20 protein-coding genes are annotated in these 20,559 nt (G+C 72.3%); 12 read left to right on the top strand and 8 right to left on the bottom strand.

Annotated features, from left to right (window positions below; all coding sequences use genetic code 11):
• Positions 1-66: 66 nt before the first annotated feature.
• On the bottom strand, positions 67-288 hold the full coding sequence (locus ABD973_RS04390; protein WP_345498583.1) for a hypothetical protein: 222 nt from the start codon (positions 286-288) through the stop codon (positions 67-69).
• Positions 285-512 (bottom strand): hypothetical protein, encoded by a 228-nt coding sequence (locus ABD973_RS04385; RefSeq protein ID WP_345498581.1) that lies wholly within the window; start codon positions 510-512, stop codon positions 285-287. The genes ABD973_RS04390 and ABD973_RS04385 overlap by 4 nt, the downstream gene beginning before the upstream one ends.
• Before the next feature lie 232 nt (positions 513-744).
• Here ABD973_RS04385 and ABD973_RS04380 point away from each other — a divergent pair, with 232 nt between their 5' ends.
• Positions 745-1,206 (top strand): helix-turn-helix domain-containing protein, encoded by a 462-nt coding sequence (locus ABD973_RS04380; RefSeq protein WP_345498579.1) that lies wholly within the window; start codon positions 745-747, stop codon positions 1,204-1,206.
• A gap of 372 nt (positions 1,207-1,578) precedes the next feature.
• A complete protein-coding gene (locus ABD973_RS04375; RefSeq protein ID WP_345498577.1) occupies positions 1,579-3,180 on the top strand; it encodes a recombinase family protein in 1,602 nt (533 codons plus the stop codon).
• Between the two features lie 16 nt (positions 3,181-3,196).
• Here the strand turns inward: ABD973_RS04375 and sph are convergent, their stop codons facing one another.
• The gene (gene sph, locus ABD973_RS04370; protein WP_345498575.1) at positions 3,197-4,195 is read right to left on the bottom strand and encodes a sphingomyelin phosphodiesterase; all 999 of its coding nucleotides are present in this window, start codon (positions 4,193-4,195) and stop codon (positions 3,197-3,199) included.
• A 139-nt stretch (positions 4,196-4,334) separates the two neighbouring features.
• Here sph and ABD973_RS04365 point away from each other — a divergent pair, with 139 nt between their 5' ends.
• Entirely contained in the window at positions 4,335-5,225 is an 891-nt protein-coding gene (locus ABD973_RS04365; RefSeq protein WP_125823149.1) for an oxygenase MpaB family protein, read from the top strand.
• A gap of 46 nt (positions 5,226-5,271) precedes the next feature.
• Here ABD973_RS04365 and ABD973_RS04360 read toward each other — a convergent pair whose 3' ends face one another.
• The gene (locus ABD973_RS04360; protein ID WP_125823150.1) at positions 5,272-6,774 is read right to left on the bottom strand and encodes a M1 family metallopeptidase; all 1,503 of its coding nucleotides are present in this window, start codon (positions 6,772-6,774) and stop codon (positions 5,272-5,274) included.
• A gap of 517 nt (positions 6,775-7,291) precedes the next feature.
• Between ABD973_RS04360 and ABD973_RS04355 the strand changes: the two genes are divergently transcribed.
• The 5 genes from ABD973_RS04355 (at position 7,292) to ABD973_RS04335 (ending at position 12,825) form a co-directional block, all read left to right on the top strand.
• Complete coding sequence (locus tag ABD973_RS04355) at positions 7,292-9,733, top strand: Tex family protein (RefSeq protein WP_345498572.1); 2,442 nt, start codon at positions 7,292-7,294, stop codon at positions 9,731-9,733.
• Positions 9,734-9,992: 259 nt separating this feature from the next.
• Entirely contained in the window at positions 9,993-10,499 is a 507-nt protein-coding gene (locus ABD973_RS04350) for a M78 family metallopeptidase domain-containing protein (protein ID WP_125600683.1), read from the top strand.
• Positions 10,489-11,694, top strand: coding sequence for an MAB_1171c family putative transporter (locus tag ABD973_RS04345; RefSeq protein WP_125823152.1), 1,206 nt, complete (start codon positions 10,489-10,491; stop codon positions 11,692-11,694). The genes ABD973_RS04350 and ABD973_RS04345 overlap by 11 nt, the downstream gene beginning before the upstream one ends.
• A gap of 20 nt (positions 11,695-11,714) precedes the next feature.
• Complete coding sequence (locus ABD973_RS04340) at positions 11,715-12,497, top strand: SDR family NAD(P)-dependent oxidoreductase (protein ID WP_345498569.1); 783 nt, start codon at positions 11,715-11,717, stop codon at positions 12,495-12,497.
• Between the two features lie 79 nt (positions 12,498-12,576).
• Entirely contained in the window at positions 12,577-12,825 is a 249-nt protein-coding gene (locus tag ABD973_RS04335) for a hypothetical protein (protein WP_125600674.1), read from the top strand.
• A 96-nt stretch (positions 12,826-12,921) separates the two neighbouring features.
• Here ABD973_RS04335 and ABD973_RS04330 read toward each other — a convergent pair whose 3' ends face one another.
• Together ABD973_RS04330 and ABD973_RS04325 are read right to left on the bottom strand one after the other, a co-directional pair.
• The gene (locus ABD973_RS04330) at positions 12,922-14,559 is read right to left on the bottom strand and encodes an ABC-F family ATP-binding cassette domain-containing protein (RefSeq protein ID WP_125823154.1); all 1,638 of its coding nucleotides are present in this window, start codon (positions 14,557-14,559) and stop codon (positions 12,922-12,924) included.
• Between the two features lie 31 nt (positions 14,560-14,590).
• Positions 14,591-15,829, bottom strand: coding sequence for an SLC13 family permease (locus ABD973_RS04325; protein ID WP_125824252.1), 1,239 nt, complete (start codon positions 15,827-15,829; stop codon positions 14,591-14,593).
• Between the two features lie 153 nt (positions 15,830-15,982).
• Here ABD973_RS04325 and ABD973_RS04320 point away from each other — a divergent pair, with 153 nt between their 5' ends.
• A complete protein-coding gene (locus ABD973_RS04320) occupies positions 15,983-16,951 on the top strand; it encodes a GlxA family transcriptional regulator (RefSeq protein WP_125823155.1) in 969 nt (322 codons plus the stop codon).
• Positions 16,952-17,089: 138 nt separating this feature from the next.
• Complete coding sequence (locus ABD973_RS04315) at positions 17,090-17,719, top strand: DJ-1/PfpI family protein (protein ID WP_125823156.1); 630 nt, start codon at positions 17,090-17,092, stop codon at positions 17,717-17,719.
• On the opposite strand, the gene ABD973_RS04310 is transcribed toward ABD973_RS04315, so the two are convergent.
• A complete protein-coding gene (locus tag ABD973_RS04310) occupies positions 17,712-18,455 on the bottom strand; it encodes an enoyl-CoA hydratase/isomerase family protein (protein ID WP_345498564.1) in 744 nt (247 codons plus the stop codon). The genes ABD973_RS04315 and ABD973_RS04310 overlap by 8 nt on opposite strands.
• Before the next feature lie 80 nt (positions 18,456-18,535).
• Here ABD973_RS04310 and ABD973_RS04305 point away from each other — a divergent pair, with 80 nt between their 5' ends.
• Together ABD973_RS04305 and ABD973_RS04300 are read left to right on the top strand one after the other, a co-directional pair.
• On the top strand, positions 18,536-19,207 hold the full coding sequence (locus tag ABD973_RS04305) for an HdeD family acid-resistance protein (RefSeq protein WP_125823158.1): 672 nt from the start codon (positions 18,536-18,538) through the stop codon (positions 19,205-19,207).
• A gap of 130 nt (positions 19,208-19,337) precedes the next feature.
• Positions 19,338-19,832 carry an ATP-binding protein gene (locus ABD973_RS04300; RefSeq protein WP_241253618.1) on the top strand — a complete coding sequence of 165 codons (495 nt, stop codon included), beginning with the start codon at positions 19,338-19,340 and terminating at the stop codon, positions 19,830-19,832.
• Between the two features lie 46 nt (positions 19,833-19,878).
• Here ABD973_RS04300 and idi read toward each other — a convergent pair whose 3' ends face one another.
• Positions 19,879-20,481 carry an isopentenyl-diphosphate Delta-isomerase gene (gene idi / locus ABD973_RS04295; RefSeq protein WP_125602988.1) on the bottom strand — a complete coding sequence of 201 codons (603 nt, stop codon included), beginning with the start codon at positions 20,479-20,481 and terminating at the stop codon, positions 19,879-19,881.
• Between the last annotated feature and the right edge of the window lie 78 nt (positions 20,482-20,559).

Below are 20,559 nucleotides of genomic sequence, written 5' to 3'. Positions count from 1 at the left end.
TGTGAGGGGTGCTGCCGAGGGGCTGTTCCGGATGGCCGTCCGGGCGGCCCCGCTTTTCGTTGGGGATCAGGCCGCCTGCGGCAGCGCCGGCGCGGCTAGCGGCTTCAGGGCGCGGCGGCGGGTGATCTCGGCCTCGATGGCGTCGACCGAGCCGAGGGGGTGCCCGGGGTAGAAGGCGGCTTCAGCGGCCTGCCTGGGGCTCTGGGTGGCGCGTTCCGCAACGGCCGCGATCAGGGCCTGCGCGGCGGTGTGGATAGCGGTGGTGCGGGGGATGACCGTGGTGTTCATGCGGCGGCCGCCGTGTCCGACTTGATGGCGAACAGGTCGTCAAAACCCACTCCGTAGGCGGTGAGGATCTTGGCGATGGTGCGGGAGTCGGCCGGTCCGCCGTTACGCAGGCGGTGGATCGTGGCGATGCCGACTCGTGTGCTGGTGGCCTGCTGCTCGTAGGTGCGGTGCCCTCGGGCAGCCGCGAGGTGAGCGAATTCGTCGATTCGCAGGTGGATCGTCATACCGTTCCTTCCATCGGTGGAAGTTCGACCCGTGGAAGAAAGGTAGCACGCTCCTTCCTTTCAGGGAAGGAAGGAGCGTGCGCAGATCGGGTGATTGCCAGATTCGATAGTCTGTTCGAAGATGGCTCTAGACTGCTGAGACGGCAAAAGGTTGCCCCCCGGAAGTCTTGACCTGCAATTTCACTGGTGGAAGGTCGGTCTAACTTCCAGCCGTGAGCGGTAGCCTGCCCCCATGCGGAGACGAGACGATCATGATCACGAGGAAGCAGCGTGGCTCACCTGGCTACAGGGCCTGCTGGTCGACCGGGGGTACGACGTCACGTCGCCCCGAAGCGGAGGCAAGACACGCCTCGCAGAAGACGCGGGCATCGCGCCCGCGACAGTCACGCGCATCCTGTCCGGTCGGGTGCCTGACCTCGACATCCAGGTAGCGCTGTCGCGATTCCTTGAAGTGCCCCTCGACGAGTTCCTCGTGCGGACGGGCAAGGCAACGGAAGGTGACTTTCAACAATCAAGGAGTGAATCAGGCCACGGCGCGGTATTGTCCGAAAATTCCCTGACGCCCGAGGAGTTGGCAGTAGCAGCAGGCGTCCCACGGGATGATCGCGACTGGTTCGTCACGATGGTCAGGCGCTTGCGCAAGCAAGGCGACGCACAAAGCAGCGCCGCGGGGGGTGCTGCCGCAGAAGGGTGAGCGGATGGAAGCACCAAGAAGCGTGACTGTCGCGGTGTCGATCGCAGCTGTGGGGGCTGCTCTCGTACTTACCTCGGCGCTCAACGATCACTCAGGACTCTTTCGAGCCGGACTCGTGCCCCTGCTCTGCGGACTCGCAGGGGCCATCTCCGCCCGGAGCCACCACGACAACGTCAAGCTGCTTGCGTTCCAAGCCCAGGCCGCGTGCCTGACGGCTCGCGAACGCCAGAGATACACCGAACTTGGATGGCGAGCAGCCGAAATCAACATGCGGAACACGGCCGAGCCGGAAGAGCCGGCAGGGGACGTCGTTCCGTTCCCCACCCAGTCAGGTCCGCTCGCGCGGTGTGACGGGAGTACCCAGGCGAGGACATGAGCAACGAGACGCTGCGCACCACAATCGAATCACGCGGCGCCGGGAACCCGGGCGATCTGATCCCAGTGATCGGATACGCCCGGGTTTCTACATGGCGCGAGGAAATGATCTCTGTCGAGATCCAGATGCGGATCGTCGAGGAGGTGGCCGGCAGACGCGGCCGCTACGTCAGCGAATGGATCGTGGACCCCGATGCCACCGGCCGGACCTTCAAGCGCAGGGTCATGCGGGCGATCGAAATCGTCGAGGATGACGCCAGGGCCGAGCGTGAGGTCTGGTCGTGGAAGTTCTCGCGGTTCGGCCGCAACCGCCACGGCGTCGCCGTCAACCTTGCGCGCATCGAAGCCGTCGGCGGAGAACTCGTTTCCGCCACCGAGGAGATCGACCCCAGGACGGCCGTCGGCCGGTTCACCCGCGGCATGCTCCTCGAACTCGCCGCCTTTGAATCCGACCGCGCTGGCGAACAGTGGAAAGAGGCCCACGACCTACGCCGCAGCAAGGGCCTGCCCGCCACTGGCGGCAAGAGGTTCGGCTACGTCTGGCACCCGCGGCGCGTGCCAGATGGAGAGGGTGGCATTCGCATCCAGGAGGAGCGCTACGAGGTCGATCCAGACATGGCCGAGCTCTCTCTTGAGGGGATCCAGGCCTTCAACGCAGGAACCGTCGGCTACGGCAAAATCGCGATGCGGTGGAACGACCTCGGCCTGCTCAACACCCGCGGCCGCCCCTGGCAAGACCAGACGGTCCGCTGGTACTACGACAGCGGATTCGGTGCCGGCCTGCTCGTCACCCACCGCCCAGAGGTTCAGTGCAGCAACCCAGGGCGCTGCCAGAAACCCCTCCACTTCTCCCACCTGCCAGCCGAGCACGAAGCGATCTGGTCCGGCGAAGAATGGGACGCGTATCGGGAGCGCCGAAAGGCACGCCGCGCGGTGCCCCCGCGCAGCCTCAACCCTGCCTACATGTGCAGCGGTCTCATCCGATGTGGCGAGTGCGGCGGCTACCCAGTCAACGACAAGGTCCGCGAAAACTCCTGCTACGCCTACCAATGCGGCGCCCGTGCCCGGCACGCGATTGAGCACGAAACCGTGTGGATCCGGCGCTCCGTCGTAGAGGCCCGTGTCCACGAGTGGCTTGTCGGAGTGCGTGACGAGATCGACGCTATCGCCGCAGGCACCGTAGTTGTCCCGACCCCGCGGCGGGCTCCGGACACGGGCGCCGGTCGCGCTGTGCTGGAGGCTCAGCTGGGCAAGCTGGCGGCCGCCATCGACCGTGCTACGACAGGGCATGTGATGGGCGACATTCCGCGTGACTCGTACCTGCGGACCAGGGATGCGCTGGCGACTGAGCGGGCCGAGGTGCAGCGGAAACTGGACGCTCTGCCGAAGGAATCGACGGAGTCCGCGGGCCCGGCCCCCTTCCGCGACGTGGTGCAGGGGCTGATCGATGAGTGGGACACGCTGAATGTGGCGGCGAAGCGGGTGATCCTCGCGTCGCTTATCCGGCGGGTGGAGATCTGTCCGCAGAAGACTGTGCGGGTGGTGCCGGCGTGGGCTCCGGCGGACGAGACGCCCGCGACGGAGCCCATTCCCAGCTGAGGCGGCTTGCCTGAACCTACGGGGCCGCGTACCCCGTTACAGGATAATGGTCGGAGAGGTTGGAGTACGTGTATGACTTGCCCCAGCTGGAGACCGTCCAGGGGGTCGACTGCTCCTTGACCACGTTGTTCTCCCAGCCCGCCGGGCGGGCGTTGCCCTTGCGGTACAGGACGTAGTCGAGGTCCTCGCGGGGGTCCGTGGGGTAGCGGTAGTTGGCGATCGAGTTCTGCGCCGTGTCGAAGGAGTACGGGTGTCCCGTGCGGGTGTCGGCGCCGGCGAGGTCGGCGTCCGCGAGCATCGAGGCGTACTCCGGGGTGCGGGAGTCGACGTTCATGTCGCCCGCGACGATGACCTGCTCGTTCGCCGGGATGTTCTTGGCGTCGAGGAACGCGTCTATGTTCTTGAACTGGCGGCTGCGCATCTGCGCCGCCTCGCCCGCGCCGCAGCCCGGGTCGGTGGACTGGGCGTGGGTGCCGACGACGTGGACCCTGGTGCCGTTGACGTTCAGGACGACGTAGGCGAAGCCCTTGTTCGACCACCAGTCCGCGCCGCAGGCGTCCTTGTAGACCACCTGCTCCTTGCGCAGGATCGGCCACTTGCTGAGGATCGTGACGCCGCCGTCCTCCGGGGTCGTGGTGGAGTACGAGCCGCCCGTGGCGTCCCAGCCGCTCTTGCTGCGGCCCACCACCGGGGTCTGGTACGGGTACTGCGCCGAGGCGTTGGCCTGGAGGGCGTCGGAGGCGCCGTTGTCGAAGGCCTCCTGGAGCACCACCACGTCGTGGCCCTGGAAGAAGGAGGCCCGGGGGATCTCGGCGGCGCGGTGGTCCTGGCCCCAGTTCGGGTACAGGCTCTTGCTCATCAGGAACACGTTGTAGGTCAGGACGCTCAGCCGCGGGGCGGCGGAGTCCTCGGCGGCCGTGGCGGCGGGCGCGGCGGTGAGGGCGAGGGCTGCGGCGGCGGTCGCGGCCACGGCCGTGGCGGCGGCGCGGGCGCGGCGGTGCGTGATCTGCGGCATGGGGGTCTCCGTCAGTCCGGTGGTTCCTGCGGGGAAGATCGACGCCGCAATCCAAGCAGCCGCGGTTACCTCTGGGTAACACCCGTGACAAGACTTTCTGTCCGGGGCGAAGACTTCTCGCGCTCGCATAATTGGTCCCATGGACGACATGGATCACATAGCACCCGTCAGAGCCGGCAGGGGGCTCGATCCCGAGCCGCCGCCGCCCGGTGGGGTGCTGTGGTCGACCGCCGGGGACGTGCGGTCCCTGCTGACCCTGCCCGCCGCCTTCACCATGCAGGTGGCCCACCCGGCCGTCGGTGCCGGCGTCGACCAGTACTCCGTCTTCCGCACCGACCCCTGGGGCCGGGGCGAGCGCTCGCTGCGCTCCGTGATGCTGTGGGTGTACGGCGGGGCGGAGGCCGTCGCGGAAGGGCGCCGGGTGCGCCGGCTGCACAAGGAGATCCGGGGTACGGACACCCGGGGCCGGCGCTACCACTCCCTGGACCCGGCCTGCTACGCCTGGGTGCACGCCACCGGATTCCCCGTCGCGCTGTACGCGGGGCGCTACCTGTTCCGGCCCATCACCCCCGCCCACGAGCGGCAGCTGTACGCGGAGTGGCTGCGGGTGGGGCGGATCCTGGGGCTGCGCGACCGGGACATGCCGCAGACCGTCGAGGAGTTCTGGCCCTACTACCGGCGGATGCTGGCCGAGGAGATCGAGCCCACGAAGGTGGCCCGCGAACTGGTCGCCACCGACGCGGACCTGCCCCGCCCCGAGGTGGGCTCCCCGGTGCTGCGGCTGCTGCTGCGGCTCACCTGGCCGGCCCTGCGCGCCGGCTACCTGCGCTTCCGGGCCTTCGTCACCGTCGGGTACATGCCGCCCGACGCCCGGGCCGCCATCGGTCTGGAGTGGACCCCCGCGCAGGAGCGCCGGCTCCGGCGGTTCAGTACGGCCGTACGGCTCCTCGTACCGGTGCTGCCGGAGCGGCTGCGCTACCTGCCGCGGGCCCGGGCGGCGCGGGCGCGGTGGCGCGCCGGCACCCGCTGACGGGTGCCGGCGCGCGGATCGGCGTGGGCGCGTCCGTGCGCGTGGATCAGTGCTCGTGGACGGTGTTCGTCGCGGCGATCTTCTTCCAGGACTTGGGCTCCGCGGCCGGCTTGGCCGGGGACTGGAGGGTGCGGGCGCCGGACTTGGCGGCCGGCGGGGCGAAGGCCGGCTTGCCCGGGGTGTACAGCCAGGTCTCGAAGAGCTGGGCGAGGGGCTTGTTCGAGATCTTCTCCGCGTACCGGACGAAGTCCCCGACCTTGGCGTTGCCGTAGGCCCGCTCGGTCGGCCAGCCCTTGAGGATCTGGAAGAACTTCTCGTCGCCGACCTCGTTGCGCAGCGCCTGGATCGCGATCGCACCGCGGTCGTACACGGCGCCGTGGAACTGGTTGTCCGGGCCCGGGTCGCCGGGCTTGACCTGCCAGAACGGGTCCTCGGCCGGGCGGGAGGCGTACGCCCAGTCGGCGAGCTCCTGCGCGGTGCCCTCGCCCTCCTTCTCCGACCAGAGCCACTGGCTGTAGCGGGCGAAGCCCTCGTTGACCCAGATGTCCTTCCAGTTGTCGACGGACACGCTGTCCCCGTACCACTGGTGGGCCAGCTCGTGGACGACGACGGAGACGTTGGCGCCGTTCGCGAACTGGCGCGGGCTGTAGAAGGGCCGGGTCTGGGTCTCCAGGGCGAAGCCGCTGGGGACGTTCGGGACGTAGCCGCCGAGCGCGTTGAAGGGGTACGGGCCGAAGACGCCCTCCAGCCACTCCGCGACCTCGCCGGTCCGCTCGACGCTCGCGCGCGCCGAGCCCGCGTTGTCGCCGAGGTCCTTGCTGTACGCGTTCAGGATCGGCAGGCCGTTCGCCGTCTTGTCGGTGGTGATGTCGAACTTGCCGATCGCGAGGGTCGCCAGGTAGGTGGCCTGCGGCTTGTTGGACCGCCAGTTGTAACGGGTCCAGCCGAGCTTCGAACTCTGCGACTGGAGCACGCCGTTGCTGATGGCCTGGGTGCCGTCCGGGACGTTGACGGACACGTCGAAGGTGGCCTTGTCGAGGGGGTGGTCGTTGCTCGGGAACCACCAGGCCGCCGCGTCCGGCTCCTGCGCCGCCACGCCGCCGTCCGGGGTGCGCTGCCAGGCCGACCAGCCGTCGACCTTGAACTCGGAGGGCTTGCCCGCGTACTTGACGACGACCGTGGCCTGACGGTCCTTCTGGAGCGGCTGCGCCGGGGTCACTTCGAGCTCGTGCGCGCCCGAGGTCGCGAACTTCGCCTTGGCACCGTTGACCCGGACCTCGCTGACCTTGAGGCCGAAGTCGAGGTTGAAGCGGGACAGGTCCTGCTTGGCGGTCGCCAGGAGGGTGGCCGTGCCCTCCAGCAGGTCGGTCTTCGGCTGGTACTGGAGCCGCAGGTCGTAGTGGGAGACGTCATAGCCGCCGTTCCCGCTGGCCGGGTAGTAGGTGTCGCCGATACCCGGGGCGCCGGGACCCGCGCTGGCCGCCGATGCCGGGATCACCAGCAGGAGTGAGGCGGCCAGGACGCTCGGGGCGATGACTTTGCGGTGCACGAAGAGCTCCAAGGGGTAGGGGAGACAGATCGGTCAAGGTCTCGTCGTTCGACCGTATTCACCCGTGGCGCCTCAGGTCATGTCCATGGCTCCTGCTGTCACACGATCGCCATTCGGCCGTCATGATCCGGGGCCGTGGCGACGGCCGGGAGGGGCGTCTGACGTGCGCTTTCGTGCCCGTACGGGGCGCGCGGCGGGCCGGATTCCGGGTGCGGCCGGGCGGGTGCGCGTGGTGACCGCGCGTCAGATGAGGGGCGATATTCGGACACACGTACGCCGCCCACCCCCTGGGTGTGGCGGCTCGCACGCCGCGTCAGGGCGATTTCCGGCCGCCCCGGCGGCGGCGGACCACCGCCGGCCGCGCAGGACGCAGAGTGGCCCGATCGGCGCTCTTGCACCGAGCCGCTAGGGCGCGACCTCGGGGGACAGGGCCGAGGGGCTCCCGCGGTCCACCGGCGGCACCTGCCACAATTGACAGCCTTCCACGCAAACGCACGAAGGCAGGCGGGACCGCACAGTGACCATGTCCATCGAAGGCAGGATCGCCGAGGAGCTCGGCGTACGGGAACGGCAGGTCAAGGCCGCCGTCGAGCTGCTCGACGGCGGCTCCACCGTGCCGTTCATCGCGCGCTACCGCAAGGAAGCGACCGAGATGCTCGACGACGCCCAGCTGCGCACCCTGGAGGAGCGGCTGCGGTACCTGCGCGAGCTGGAGGACCGCCGCTCCGCGATCCTCGACTCCGTGCGCGAGCAGGGCAAGCTCGACGCGGAGCTGGAGGCCCGGATCGCCGCGGCCGACACCAAGGCCCGGCTGGAGGACATCTACCTCCCCTTCAAGCCCAAGCGCCGCACCAAGGCCCAGATCGCCCGCGAGGCCGGCCTGGAGCCCCTCGCCGAGGGCCTGCTCGCCGACCCCTCCGCCGAACCCGCCACGGCCGCGGCCGCGTACGTCGACGCCGGCAAGGGCGTCGCCGACCCGGCCGCCGCGCTGGAGGGCGCCCGCGCCATCCTCACCGAGAAGTTCGCCGAGGACGCCGACCTGATCGGCGACCTCCGCGAGCGCATGTGGGGCCGCGGCCGGCTCGCCGCGAAGGTCCGCGAGGGCAAGGAGGAGGCGGGCGCCAAGTTCTCCGACTACTTCGACTTCGCCGAGCCCTTCACCGCCCTCCCCTCGCACCGCGTCCTGGCCATGCTGCGCGGCGAGAAGGAGGACGTCCTCTCCCTGGACCTGGAGCCCGAGGAGCCTTCCGACACCCCCGGCCCCTCCACGTACGAGGGCGTCATCGCCCGCCGCTTCGGCATCGCCGACCGCGGCCGCCCCGGCGACAAGTGGCTCGCCGACACCGTCCGCTGGGCCTGGCGCACCAAGATCCAGGTGCACCTCGGCATCGACCTGCGGACCCGGCTGCGCGCCGCCGCCGAGGACGAGGCCGTCCGGGTCTTCGCCGCCAACCTGCGCGACCTGCTGCTCGCCGCCCCCGCCGGCACCCGTGCCACGCTCGGCCTGGACCCGGGCTTCCGCACCGGCGTCAAGGTGGCCGTCGTCGACGCGACCGGCAAGGTCGTCGCCACCGACGTGATCCACCCGCACGTCCCGGCCAACAAGTGGGACGAGTCCATCGCCAAGCTGGCCCGCCTCGCCGCGCAGCACTCCGTCGAGCTGGTCGCCATCGGCAACGGCACCGCCTCCCGCGAGACGGACAAGCTCGCCGGGGACCTCATCACCCGCCACCCCGAGCTGAAGCTCACCAAGGTGATGGTCTCGGAGGCCGGCGCCTCCGTGTACTCCGCCTCGGCCTTCGCCTCGCAGGAACTCCCGGACATGGACGTGTCCCTGCGCGGCGCGGTCTCGATCGCCCGCCGCCTCCAGGACCCCCTCGCCGAACTGGTCAAGATCGACCCGAAGTCCATCGGCGTCGGCCAGTACCAGCACGACCTGTCCGAGCTGAAGCTGTCCCGCTCGCTCGACGCGGTCGTCGAGGACTGCGTGAACGGCGTCGGCGTGGACGTCAACACCGCCTCCGCCCCGCTGCTCTCCCGGGTGTCGGGCATCAGCGGCACCCTCGCCGAGAACATCGTCGCCCACCGCGACGCCAACGGCCCCTTCCGCAGCCGCAAGGGCCTCAAGGACGTGGCCCGCCTGGGCCCGAAGGCGTACGAGCAGTGCGCCGGCTTCCTGCGGATCCGCGGCGGGGACGACCCGCTGGACTTCTCCAGCGTGCACCCCGAGGCCTACCCCGTGGTCCGGGCCATGGGCAAGCAGGCGGGCACCGAGGTGGCGGCGCTGATCGGCAACACCTCCGTGCTCTCCTCCCTGCGGCCCGAGCAGTTCGTCACCGAGGCCTTCGGCCTGCCCACGGTCACCGACATCCTGCGCGAGCTGGAGAAGCCCGGCCGCGACCCGCGCCCCGCGTTCAGGACGGCCACCTTCAAGGAGGGCGTCGAGAAGATCGGCGACCTGGCGCCCGGCATGATCCTGGAGGGCGTGGTCACCAACGTCGCCGCCTTCGGCGCCTTCATCGACATCGGCGTCCACCAGGACGGACTCGCACACGTGTCGGCCCTGTCGAAGACCTTCGTCAAGGACCCGCGCGACGTGGTGAAGCCGGGCGACATCGTCCGGGTCAAGGTCATGGACGTGGACATCCCGCGCAAACGGATCTCCCTCACCCTGCGCCTGGAGGACGAGGCGGGCGCCGAGCGCGGTGCCGGCGCCCCCCGCCAGCGGGACGAGAGGCAGGGCGACCGCCGCGGTGGCGGCCGGCCCCCGCAGCAGCGCGGCGGTGGCCAGGGCCAGGGCCGGCGCGGCGGCGACGGCCGGCGCCAGGGCGCGGGCGGACAGGGCGGCCAGGGCGGGGCAGGGCAGCGCTCCGGCCCCGCCCCGGCCAACAGCGCCATGGCCGACGCCCTCCGCCGGGCCGGTCTCAGCGGCCCCGAGGAGGGCCGCGGCCGCCGCTAGCGGCACCCGGGTCCACGGCCCGGAGGAGCCTTCGGCAGGGGTGGCCGAATAGCCACCCCCGCCAGGGGAACTTCCTTGCCAACTCCCCGGGAAGATCGGTAGGGATGGCGGAACGCCCGTTCGCGCGCGCGGACGGGCGTTCCCCCTTTCCCCTCGGGGGGCGCACCTCCGAGGCCGCCCCAAGGCACAGGACGCCATGCCGATGCCCACCCCCCACGCCTACCGCCGCTGCCCGAGAAAGGGTCCGAAGAGGGAAAACATGCCCTACCGGGACCTCAGCCTGCGCAAACGCTGCGAGACCATTCTCGGTCGCCTGGACCTGACGACCCCGTTCTCCCTGGCGGGCCTCTGCGCGCACATGGCCGACCGGCGCGGCCGCCCCATCCGGCTCCACCCGCTGCCCAGGGAGGCCGCCGAATCCGGCGTCTGCGGGCTGTGGGTCGGCACCGACACCGTCGACTACGTCTTCTACGAGGCCCACACCACCCCCCTGCACCGGGAGCACATCGTGCTCCACGAACTCGGGCACATCCTCTTCGGCCACCACTCCCTGGAGGGCGAGGAGAACGACGGCCGGGCCCCCGTCGTCCGCGGCCGCACCAACTACACCACCCGCCAGGAGAAGGAGGCGGAGATGCTCGCGAGCATGATCCGCATCCGCACCTCCACCGCCGGCCACCCCCGCCGCGGCGCGGCCCCCCGGGGAGCCCTGGCCCGGCTGGAGTCAGCCATGGGCTGCGCACGGGGCCACCGCGATGGCAGCTGAGCTCGCCGCCGCCGGGGACTGGCTCGCCGTCCCCGGTGTGGTCTGCCTGTGGATAGCCGTGCTGATCCGCGCCCCCGGCGCGCTGCGCTCCCCGGAGCAGCGCGGACTGTGGCTGGCCGTCGCCACCGCGGCCGCCGCGATGACCCTCAACCTGCCCGCCGTCGTCACGTACGCCATGAGCCGCGAGCCCTCGTACGCCCACACCGTCGGTCTCGTCCGCAACCTCATCGGCGTCCTGTCGGCCGGTGCCGTGCTCTACTTCGTCGCCGCCGCCACCCGCGGACGCAGGCTCCAACTCGCCTCCTGGGCGGGCACGGTGCTCTGGTTCGCCGTCCTCATCACCCTGGACGCGGGCGCCCCCGAGCACGGCACGCACACCATCCCGACCGCCGGGACGCCCGTGCCCTCCCTCGCGTACTGGCTCGTCCTCATCTCCGCCCACCTGATCGCCAACACCATCTGCGTCTTCGTCTGCTGGCGCTACGGCCGCCGCTCGGAAAGCCGCGCGCTCGCCCTGGGACTGCGGCTGTTCGGCCTGGGCACCGCGTTTGCCTGGGCGTTCTGGTTCGCCTACCTGCTCAAGGCCCTCTTCGGCAGCACCTGGGCACTGCCCGCCCTGCCGCTGATGATGAGCCTGCACGGCCTGCTGCGGGCCGCCGCGATCCTCGTGCCCACCGTGTTCGCGCTGCGCCGCACCCTCGCCGACACCGCCACCGCCTGGCGGCTGTGGCCGCTGTGGCGGGACCTGGTCCACGCGGTCCCGTACGTGGTCCTCACCGAACCCCGCACCGGGCGGCTGCTAGAACTGCTCTGGCCGCCTGTGCCGCGCAACCTGCTCGTCTACCGCAAGGTCATCGAGACCCGCGACGCGATCCTGATCCTGGGGGAGTACGTCACCCCGGGCGTCCCCGAACTCGCCCGCGGCCATGTCGCCGGTACGGGCGTCCCCGAGCAGCGGCGCACCGCCGCCGCGCTGGCCTGCGTACTGAAGGAGGCCCGGCGGGCGAAGCTCGCCGGACTGCCCGGATCGCCCGGACAGCCGCCACGGGCCCCCGCGCTGGACCTCCCGGCCGTGATGCGGGCCTCCGCCGAGGACGGGGACCTGGAGGACGAGGCCAGGTTCCTGGTGGACGTCGCCCAGGCCTGGGCCTCGCCCACGGCCGCCGCCTTCACCCCCGCCACCCGAACCGCCTGAACACCCGAGAGCGAGCCCACGTGCCCACCACCGTACTGATCACCGGGGCCAGCGCCGGCCTCGGCGCCGCCTTCGCGCGGGCCTTCGCCGCCAAGGGCTGCGACCTGGTCCTCGTGGCCCGGGACAAGGACCGCCTGGAGGCCCTGGCCGCCGAGCTGGCCCGGACCGACGGCAGCACCTGCGAGGTGCTGCCCGCCGACCTGCTCGACCCCTTGGCCCTCGCCGCCGTCGCCGACCGGCTCGCCGACACCGCCCGGCCCGTCGACGTCCTCGTCAACAACGCCGGGTTCGGCCTGCCCGCGCCCTACCCGTACAACCCCGTGGAGGACGAGGAGCGGATGCTCGACCTCCTCGTGAAGGTCCCGCTCCGGCTCACCCACGCCCTCCTGCCGGGCCTGCGCGAACGCCGCCGGGGCGCCGTCCTCAACGTCTCCTCCGTCGCCGGCCTCCTCCCGACCGGCACCTACGGGGCGGCGAAGGCCTGGATCACCGCCTTCAGCGAATCCCTCCGGATCGACATGGAGCCCTACGGGGTCCGCGTGCTCGCGGTCGTCCCCGGCTTCACCCGTACCGAGTTCCAGGAACGCGCCGGAATGGACGTCAGCGCCCTGCGCGACGCGGTGTGGCTGGAGCCGGAGGCCGTGGTGGCCAAGGCCCTGCGCGACCTCGCCCGACGCCGCCCGATCAGCGTCACGGGCCGCCACTACCAGGCGTACGCCTTCGCGGTCCGGCACCTGCCGCGCGCCTTCGTGGCCCGCAGGATGGCCCGCGACCGGCGACCCCCGGCCGGCCGCCCCGCCTGAGCGGGCCGGTTTGCGGGAAGGCGCTCCGGGCAGCAGCCTGGCGAGGGGGACAGCGACCCGGGGGCGAGGAGGATCCGTCATGGACGAGCAAGGCGGCGCCGGAGGCGTCCCGCTCCACCACGATGACGCAGGACGGCAGCAGCACCGCAAGCCGCGCGCCGAGCGCCAGCGCTCCGCCCCGGAATCCAGGCCGGAGCCGGAGCCCGCGCCCGTCCGGCGCGAGGACACCGACGAGGCGAGCCGCCTCGACCGCCCCGGGGCCCCCGAGCAGGACCCGGCCGAGCCCCGTAAACACCGCACCCACGGCAAGGGCCCGGACGAGTTCTAGACCCCCGGCCCGGGCTCCGGCCGCGCGCAACGCGCGGGCCGGGGCCCCGGGGCGCCCGGTTGCGCCCGTGCCGGGTGACGTCCGAGCCCGGTGACGTCAGAGTTCGGTGACCTTGCCGGCGACGACCTCGAGGCGCCGCGTCACGTGCACCGCGTCCAGCATCCGACGGTCGTGCGTGACCAGCAGCAGCGTGCCCTCGTAGGACTCCAGGGCCGACTCCAGCTGCTCGATCGCCGGCAGGTCCAGGTGGTTCGTCGGCTCGTCCAGCACCAGCAGGTTCACCCCGCGCCCCTGGAGCAGCGCCAGGGCGGCCCGGGTGCGCTCGCCGGGGGACAGGCTCGCCGCCGGGCGCAGCACGTGCGCCGCCTTCAGGCCGAACTTGGCCAGCAGCGTGCGCACCTCGGCCGGCTCGGTGTCCGGAACGGCCGCGCAGAACGCCTCCAGCAGCGACTCCTCGCCGAGGAACAGGCCGCGCGCCTGGTCGACCTCGCCGACCAGGACGCCCGAGCCGAGGACGGCCGAGCCGGAGTCGGGGGCCAGCCGGCCCAGCAGGACCGCGAGCAGGGTGGACTTGCCGGCGCCGTTGGCCCCGGTGATCGCCACCCGGTCCGCCCAGTCGATCTGCAGGCTCGCCGGGCCGAAGGAGAAGCCGCCGCGCTTGACCGCCGCCTCGCGCAGGGTGGCGACCACCGAGCCGGAGCGCGGGGCCGCCGCGATCTCCATGCGCAGTTCCCACTCCTTGCGGGGCTCCTCCACGACCTCCAGGCGCTCGATCGCCCGCTGCGTCTGGCGGGCCTTGGCGGCCTGCTTCTCGCTGGACTCGCCGCGCAGCGCCTTGCCGATCTTGTCGTTGTCGGTGGACTTGCGGCGGGCGTTGCGCACGCCCTTGTCCATCCAGTTGCGCTGCATCTGCGCCCGGCCTTCGAGCGCGGCCTTCTTGTCCGCGTACTCCTCGAAGTCCTCGCGGGCGTGGCTGCGGGCCCGCGCGCGCTCCTCCAGGTACGACTCGTAGCCGCCGCCGTAGAGGTTGATCTGCTGCTGCGCCAGGTCCAGTTCGAGGACCTTGGTGACCGTCCGCGTCAGGAACTCGCGGTCGTGGCTGATGACCACCGTACCGGCGCGGAGTCCCGTCACGAACCGCTCCAGGCGCTCCAGGCCCGCCAGGTCGAGGTCGTTGGTGGGCTCGTCGAGGAGGAACACGTCGTAGCGGGACAGGAGGAGGGAGGCCAGGCCCGCCCGGGCGGCCTGGCCGCCGGACAGGGCCGACATCGGCAGGTCCAGGCTCACGGCCAGACCCAGCTCGTCGGCGACCTCCTGGGCGCGTTCGTCGAGGTCGGCGCCGCCGAGGTTCAGCCAGCGGTCGAGGGTGTCGGCGTACGCGTCGTCGGCGCCCGGGGTGCCGTCCACCAGCCCCTGCGTGGCCTCGTCCAGCGCCGCCTGCGCGGCGGCCACGCCGGTCCGGCGGGCCAGGAACTCGCGCACCGACTCGCCCTCGCGGCGCTCGGGCTCCTGCGGGAGGTGGCCGATGGCCGCCCCGGGCGGGGAGAGCCGAAGCTCCCCGGTCTCGGGGGTGTCCAGCCCGGCGAGCAGGCGCAGCAGGGTCGACTTCCCGGCGCCGTTGACGCCGACGAGGCCGATGACGTCGCCGGGCGCGACGACGAGGTCGAGACCGGCGAAGAGCGTGCGCTCACCGTGCGCGGCGGTGAGGTTCTTGGCGACGAGGGTTGCAGTCATGATGCCCCGATCCTATCGGCGCGCCGCCGCCCTACCCGCCGATCAGCCGCAGGCCCGCCCACAGGGCCGTCACCGCCGCCGCGACGGTCACCGGCGTGGTCAGCAGCCCGAGCCGGGTGAAGTCGCCCAGCCGGACGTCCTCGCCGTGCGCGTGCAGCAGCCGCCGCCACAGCAGGGTGGCCAGGGAGCCGACGTACGTGAGGTTCGGGCCGATGTTCACGCCGATCAGCACGGCCAGCACCACCCCCGGCCCGCCGGGGGCGGCCAGCGGCAGCAGCGCGAGCACCGCGGGCAGGTTGTTGATCAGGTTGGCGAGGACGGCGGCCACCCCGGCCACCGCCAGGAGCGCGGGGAGCGAGTCCCCGTCGGGCAGCAGCCACTCCAGCCCGTCGCCGAGCCCGTGGCCCACCACGGCCCGTACCACCACCCCCAGCGCCAGCACGAACAGGCAGAACGCCGGCGCGGTGGAGGCCGCCAGCCGCCGCGGGGTGGTCTCGCGGCGCCGCAGGGCCCGTACGCCCAGCACCACCGCACCGGCCAGCGCGGCCCAGGCGGGACTGGCCTCCGCGAAGGAGGCCACCGCGAAGCCCGCCAGGGTCAGCAGCAGCACGACGAGGGCGAACCGCGGCACGGGCGCCGGCTCGGCCGCCTCGGGCACGTGCTCGGGCGGGGCGGCGAGGTCCGCCCGGAAGAAGCGGCGGAACACCGCGTACTCCACGGCGATGGCGACCGCCCAGGGCGCCGCCATCAGCGCCGCGAACCGGGTGAAGGTGAGCCCGCTCGCGGCGAAGGCCAGCAGGTTCGTCAGGTTCGACACCGGCAGCAGCAGCGAGGCCGAGTTGGCCAGGTGCGCGGTGGCGTACACGTGCGGGCGGGGCCGGGCGCCCAGCCGGGCCGACGTCGCCAGTACCACCGGTGTCAGCAGCACCACCGTGGCGTCCAGGCTCAGCGAGGCGGTGACCGCCGAGGCCACCAGGAACACCCCGCCCAGCAGCCCCGCCGCCCCCCGCCCGGCCGCGCGCCGGGCCACGGCCGCCCCGGCGGCCCGGAACAGCCCCTCGTCCGCGCACAGCTGGGCGAGGGCCAGGATCACGGCCAGGAACCCCACCACCGGCAGCAGCTCGCGCGTCTGCTCCCAGGCGTCGGCCGGCGACACCACCCCCAGGGCGACGAGCAGCCCGGCGGCCGGCACGGCGGCCGCCGCCTCGGGGAGACCGCGCGGGCGCAGCACGGCGAAGGCCAGCACGGCGAGCAGCAGGGCGACGGACAGGGACTCGGCGAGGACGGTGTTCAGGACGGTACTCCGGACGGCGCGGTGGGGACCGCCCCAGGATCGCACCCTCCGCCGCTTTCCCCGCCCGTGTCCGGATAGGTGGGGTACCCGTCATTGCGGCCATCCCGTCCGCGGTCACAGGATGGAGCCATGTCACCGCGAAACGTGCTCGTCGTCCTCTACGACGGGGTGCAGAGCCTGGACGTCACCGGCCCCGTCGAGGTCTTCGACGGAGCAGGCCGTCTCCCGGGGGAGGAGGGGTACGCCATCCGCACCGTCTCCCTCGGCGGCGCCGCGGTGCGCACCAGCAGCGGGCTGACCCTGCTGCCGGACGGCGCTCTGGAGGATGCCCGCCCCGGTCCGCGGACCACCCTCCTGGTGCCGGGCGGGCGCTACACGGCCGACTTCGAACCGAGGCTCACCCGCTGGCTGCGCGCGTACGGGGGTCGCGCGGGCCGGCTGGTGTCGGTCTGCACCGGGGGACTGCTGCTGGCCGAGGCCGGGCTGCTGGACGGGCGGCGGGCCACGTCGCACTGGTCGGTGTGCGAGCGGATGGCCCGGGACTACCCGCTGGTGTCGGTGGAGCCGGACCCCATCTACGTCCGGGACGGGCCCGTCGCCACCTCGGCCGGGGTCACCGCCGGGATCGACCTCGCGCTGGCCCTGGTGGAGGAGGACCTGGGGCGGGACGCGGCGCTGGTGATCGCCCGGCACCTGGTGGTGTTCCTGCGCCGCCCCGGGAACCAGGCGCAGTTCAGCGCGCAGCTGGCGGCGCAGACGGCCCGGCGGGAGCCGCTGCGGGACGTCCAGCAGTGGATCGCCGAGCACCCGGACGGCGACCTGGGCGTGGAGGCCCTGGCGGCCCGGGCGGCGCTGTCGCCCAGGCACTTCGCGCGGGCCTTCCAGGCGGAGACGGGGGTCACCCCGGGGCGGTACGTGGAGCGGGTGCGGGTGGAACACGCGCGGCGGCTGCTGGAGGAGGGCGGGGAGGGCATCGCGCAGATCGCCCGCTCGTGCGGCTACGGCACCCCGGAGGCCCTGCGCCGGGCCTTCGTCAAAACCCTGGGCCAGCCCCCGGCCGAATACCGCCGCCGCTTCGGCCGCAAGCCCCTTCCCTGACGCGGTCCCCGCACCGCCCGTGCGGCGGGCCGGGGAGGAGGGCGTGCCGCCGGGCGCGTCGCGGGCGTTGAACCGGCGCCCGGTACACACACATGTTTCCGCCCCGCGAACGGGGCGGCCTACCGCTCCGGAGGAGCCATGCAGATCGCCGTACTGCTCTACGACCGTTTCACCGCGCTCGACGCCGTCGGGCCCTACGAGACCCTCAGCCGGATCCCCGACGCCGAGACCGTGTTCGTCGCGGAGCGCCCCGGTCCCGTGCGGACGGACAACGGGGTGCTGGGGCTCGTCGCCGACAAGGCGCTCGACGAGGTGACCCGGCCGGACATCGTCATCGTGCCCGGCGGCCCGCACCCCGAGGCGGAGATGAAGAACCCGGCCGTGCTCGACTGGCTGAGGGCCGTGGACGCCACGACCACCTGGACCACCTCCGTCTGCACGGGTTCGCTGCTCCTCGCGGCCGCCGGCCTGCTCGAGGGGCGGCGGGCCACCAGCCACTGGCTCTACCTCGACAGGCTGGTCCCCTTCGGCGCCGAGCCGACGGGCGAGCGGGTGGTCTTCGACGGCAAGTACGTCACCGCCGCCGGGGTGTCCTCCGGCATCGACATGGGCCTCGGGCTGCTCGGCCGGATCTCCGGGGACGAGTACGCGCAGGCCGTGCAGCTGCTGTGCGAGTACGACCCGCAGCCGCCGTACGACGCGGGTTCCCCGCAGAAGGCGCCGGCCGAGCTCGTCGCCCGGATGCGCGCCGCCAACCCGCTCAGCTAGAAGGCCAGCCGAAGGCGGGGGGCCGCCGTTCCAGGAACGCGGCGACACCCTCCGCGGTGTCGCCGCTCGCGGCGGCCTGGGCCGCCCAGTACGCGTCCCGGTCGGTGCGGCCGTCCGCGAACTCCTTGGCGGCGGCCTGCGTCAGCCGCGAGCGGGTGGTCAGGGTCCGGGCGAAGGCGGCCACCCGCTCCTCCAGGCCGCCCGCCGGCAGCAGCTCGTTCAGGAACCCGGCCCGCAGGGCCGTCTCCGCCCCGATCAACTCGGCGGAGAACAGCAGGTACTTGGCCCACGCGGGGCCGACCACCGAGGCCAGCCGGCGGGTGGAGGAGGCCGGGTAGACGATGCCCAGCTTCGCCGGGGTCACCCCGAAGGACGCGCCCTCCTCCGCGAAGCGCAGGTCGCACGCCGCCGCCAGCTGGCTGCCGCCGCCGACGCAGAACCCGCGGATCGCGGCCAGCGTCGGCTTCGGGAAGGCCGCGAGGGCCTCCTCGGCGGCCACGGCCAGGGCCTGCGGGTCTTCCTTGCCGGTGAGCGAGGAGATGTCGGCCCCGGCGCAGAAGGTCGTACCGGCCCCGGTCAGCACGAGCACCCGTACGGCGTCGTCCTCGGCGAGCAGTTCCAGCAGCTCCGGAAGCTCCCGCCACATGGAGGCGGTCATGGCGTTCCGCTTGGCCGGGTGCGAGATGACGACGGTGGCGACCCCGTCGCCGACCGTGTGGTGGAGGGCTGCGTCCATGCGCGGGATGCTATCCCGGGCAGCCGATCCTATGATCAAGGGAGTCCGACTCCGGGGGGTGCCGAGGAGGTGGCACGCCCATGGGCGCCGACCGCAGTGACCCGGACTCGCGGCAGCGGGAGAAGAAGAAGCTGAAGCGCGGCTTCGGGCTGATGACCCTGCTCGGGGTGATCCTCGTCCTGGCCGGGCTGGTGGGCCTGGTCTACACGAACGTGGCCGCCCTGACCTCGATGTTCCTCTTCGGCTGGCTGCTGCTCATCGGCGGCGTCGTCGGTCTCGTGCACGCCGTGCAGTCGCGGGGGACCAGCTACTTCTGGCTCGCCGTCATCGTCGCGGCCGTCAACCTGGCCGCTGGCGTCGTGATCCTGCGCCGCCCGGAGGCGAGCGCCGAGGCCCTGACCATGTTCGCGGCCCTGCTCTTCCTCACCGCCGGGGTGTTCCGCCTCGTCGGCGCCCTGGTGGTGCGCGGCACGAACTTCGGGATCGCCCTGGTCCAGGGCGCCTTCGGGCTGCTGCTGGGCATCCTGATCCTGTCCAACTGGCCCGGCAACAGCCTGTACGTGATCGGAACGTTCTTCTCGCTCGCCCTGCTGTTCGACGGATTGAGCCTGATGGCGCTGGGCCTTGGCGGCCGCCGGATCCTCGGTCTGGTCAGGGACGATGACGCGGGGGCCGCGCCGGGCGCGATGGGCGGGACGGGGGAGGCGGCCGGGAACCGGCTTGCACCGGATCAGGAACAGCGCAACAACTGACTCTGTCATAAACCAGTGGTCAGAAAGCGTCCGATTGACGCTGACTTCTGGTCAGCGGCGCGGTCCGGACCAGTGTTTTCCCCACTCTTGACACGTGGAGACGATCGAGCGCGAAGACGGGGGCCGGAAGATGGACGACAGCGGGAGCATCCCGCCGGCCCGGGGAGGTGAGGTGTCGGCCCCGGCCGACCCCCTCGCTTACGAGGGAGTGTGGCGCTTCACCGCGCCCGCGGTTGAAGAATCCGTTCCGCAGGCCCGCCGCGCGGTTCGCGACCTGCTCGGCCGCCAGGGGGTGCCGGCCCAGCAGGACCTCGTGTACTCCCTGCTGCTGATCGTCTCCGAACTGGTGACGAACTCGGTCCGGCACGCGGCCCTGCTCTCCCCGGAAGTCGCCGTCGAGGTGGCGGTGGGCCGGGAGTGGGTACGGGTGGCCGTCGAGGACAACCACCCGTACCGGCCCAAGGCGCTGGAGGCCGACTTCGGCCAGACCGGCGGCCGGGGCCTGCTGCTGGTCCGGGAGGTCACCCGGGAGGCCGGCGGGGTGTGCGACGTCGAGCACACCGCGTCGGGCGGCAAGGTGATCTGGGCGGCACTGCCGCTCACCGCCCCGGCCCCCGGGATCTGACGTCCGGGGCGGCCGTCCCGGACGTCCGCCCCGGACGGCGCAGCGGCTACCAGCCGGCCGCGTCGCCGGTCAGCTCGCGGATCGCGGGGCGCGCCGCGTCGAGCACCGTCATGAACCAGGCGGAGAACGGCTGCTCCGCGTGCCGCTTCGCCAGCTCCTCGGCCGTGACGAAGGCGGTGTCGCCGACCTCCTCCGGATCCGGGTCCAGCACCGGCCGGGCCAGTCCCACGAACAGGTGGTTGTACTCCTGCTCGACCAGGCCCGAATCCGGGTCCGGGTGGTTGTAGCGGACCGTACCCGCCTCCGCGAGCAGGGAGGGCGAGAGCCCGAGCTCCTCGTGGGTGCGCCGGGCAGCGGCCGCGAACGGCGACTCCCCGGGGTAGGGGTGGCCGCAGCAGGTGTTCGACCAGACGCCGGGGGAGTGGTACTTCCCGAGGGCGCGCTGCTGGAGCAGCAGCCGGCCCTGCTGGTCGAAGAGGAACACGGAGAACGCCCGGTGCAGCAGGCCCGGTGCCCGGTGCGCGGAGAGCTTCTCCGCCGTGCCGATGGTGTTGCCGGACTCGTCGACCAGTTCGAGCATGATCGGTTCTTGAGCTCCGGTGCCGGTGGACGCGCTGCTGGTGGCGTCGGTGGCTGGTGTGGTCGGCATACCCATCCTTCGCTTCGGACTTCGGCCTTCAGTCTGCCGTACAAAAGAGGCTTGTCCCCACTTCGGCAATCCGCGCAC

Origin of the sequence: Streptomyces racemochromogenes (assembly GCF_039535215.1) — a bacterium.
GTDB lineage: Bacteria > Actinomycetota > Actinomycetes > Streptomycetales > Streptomycetaceae > Streptomyces > Streptomyces racemochromogenes.
This window is presented reverse-complemented; position numbering and strand designations above follow the sequence as displayed.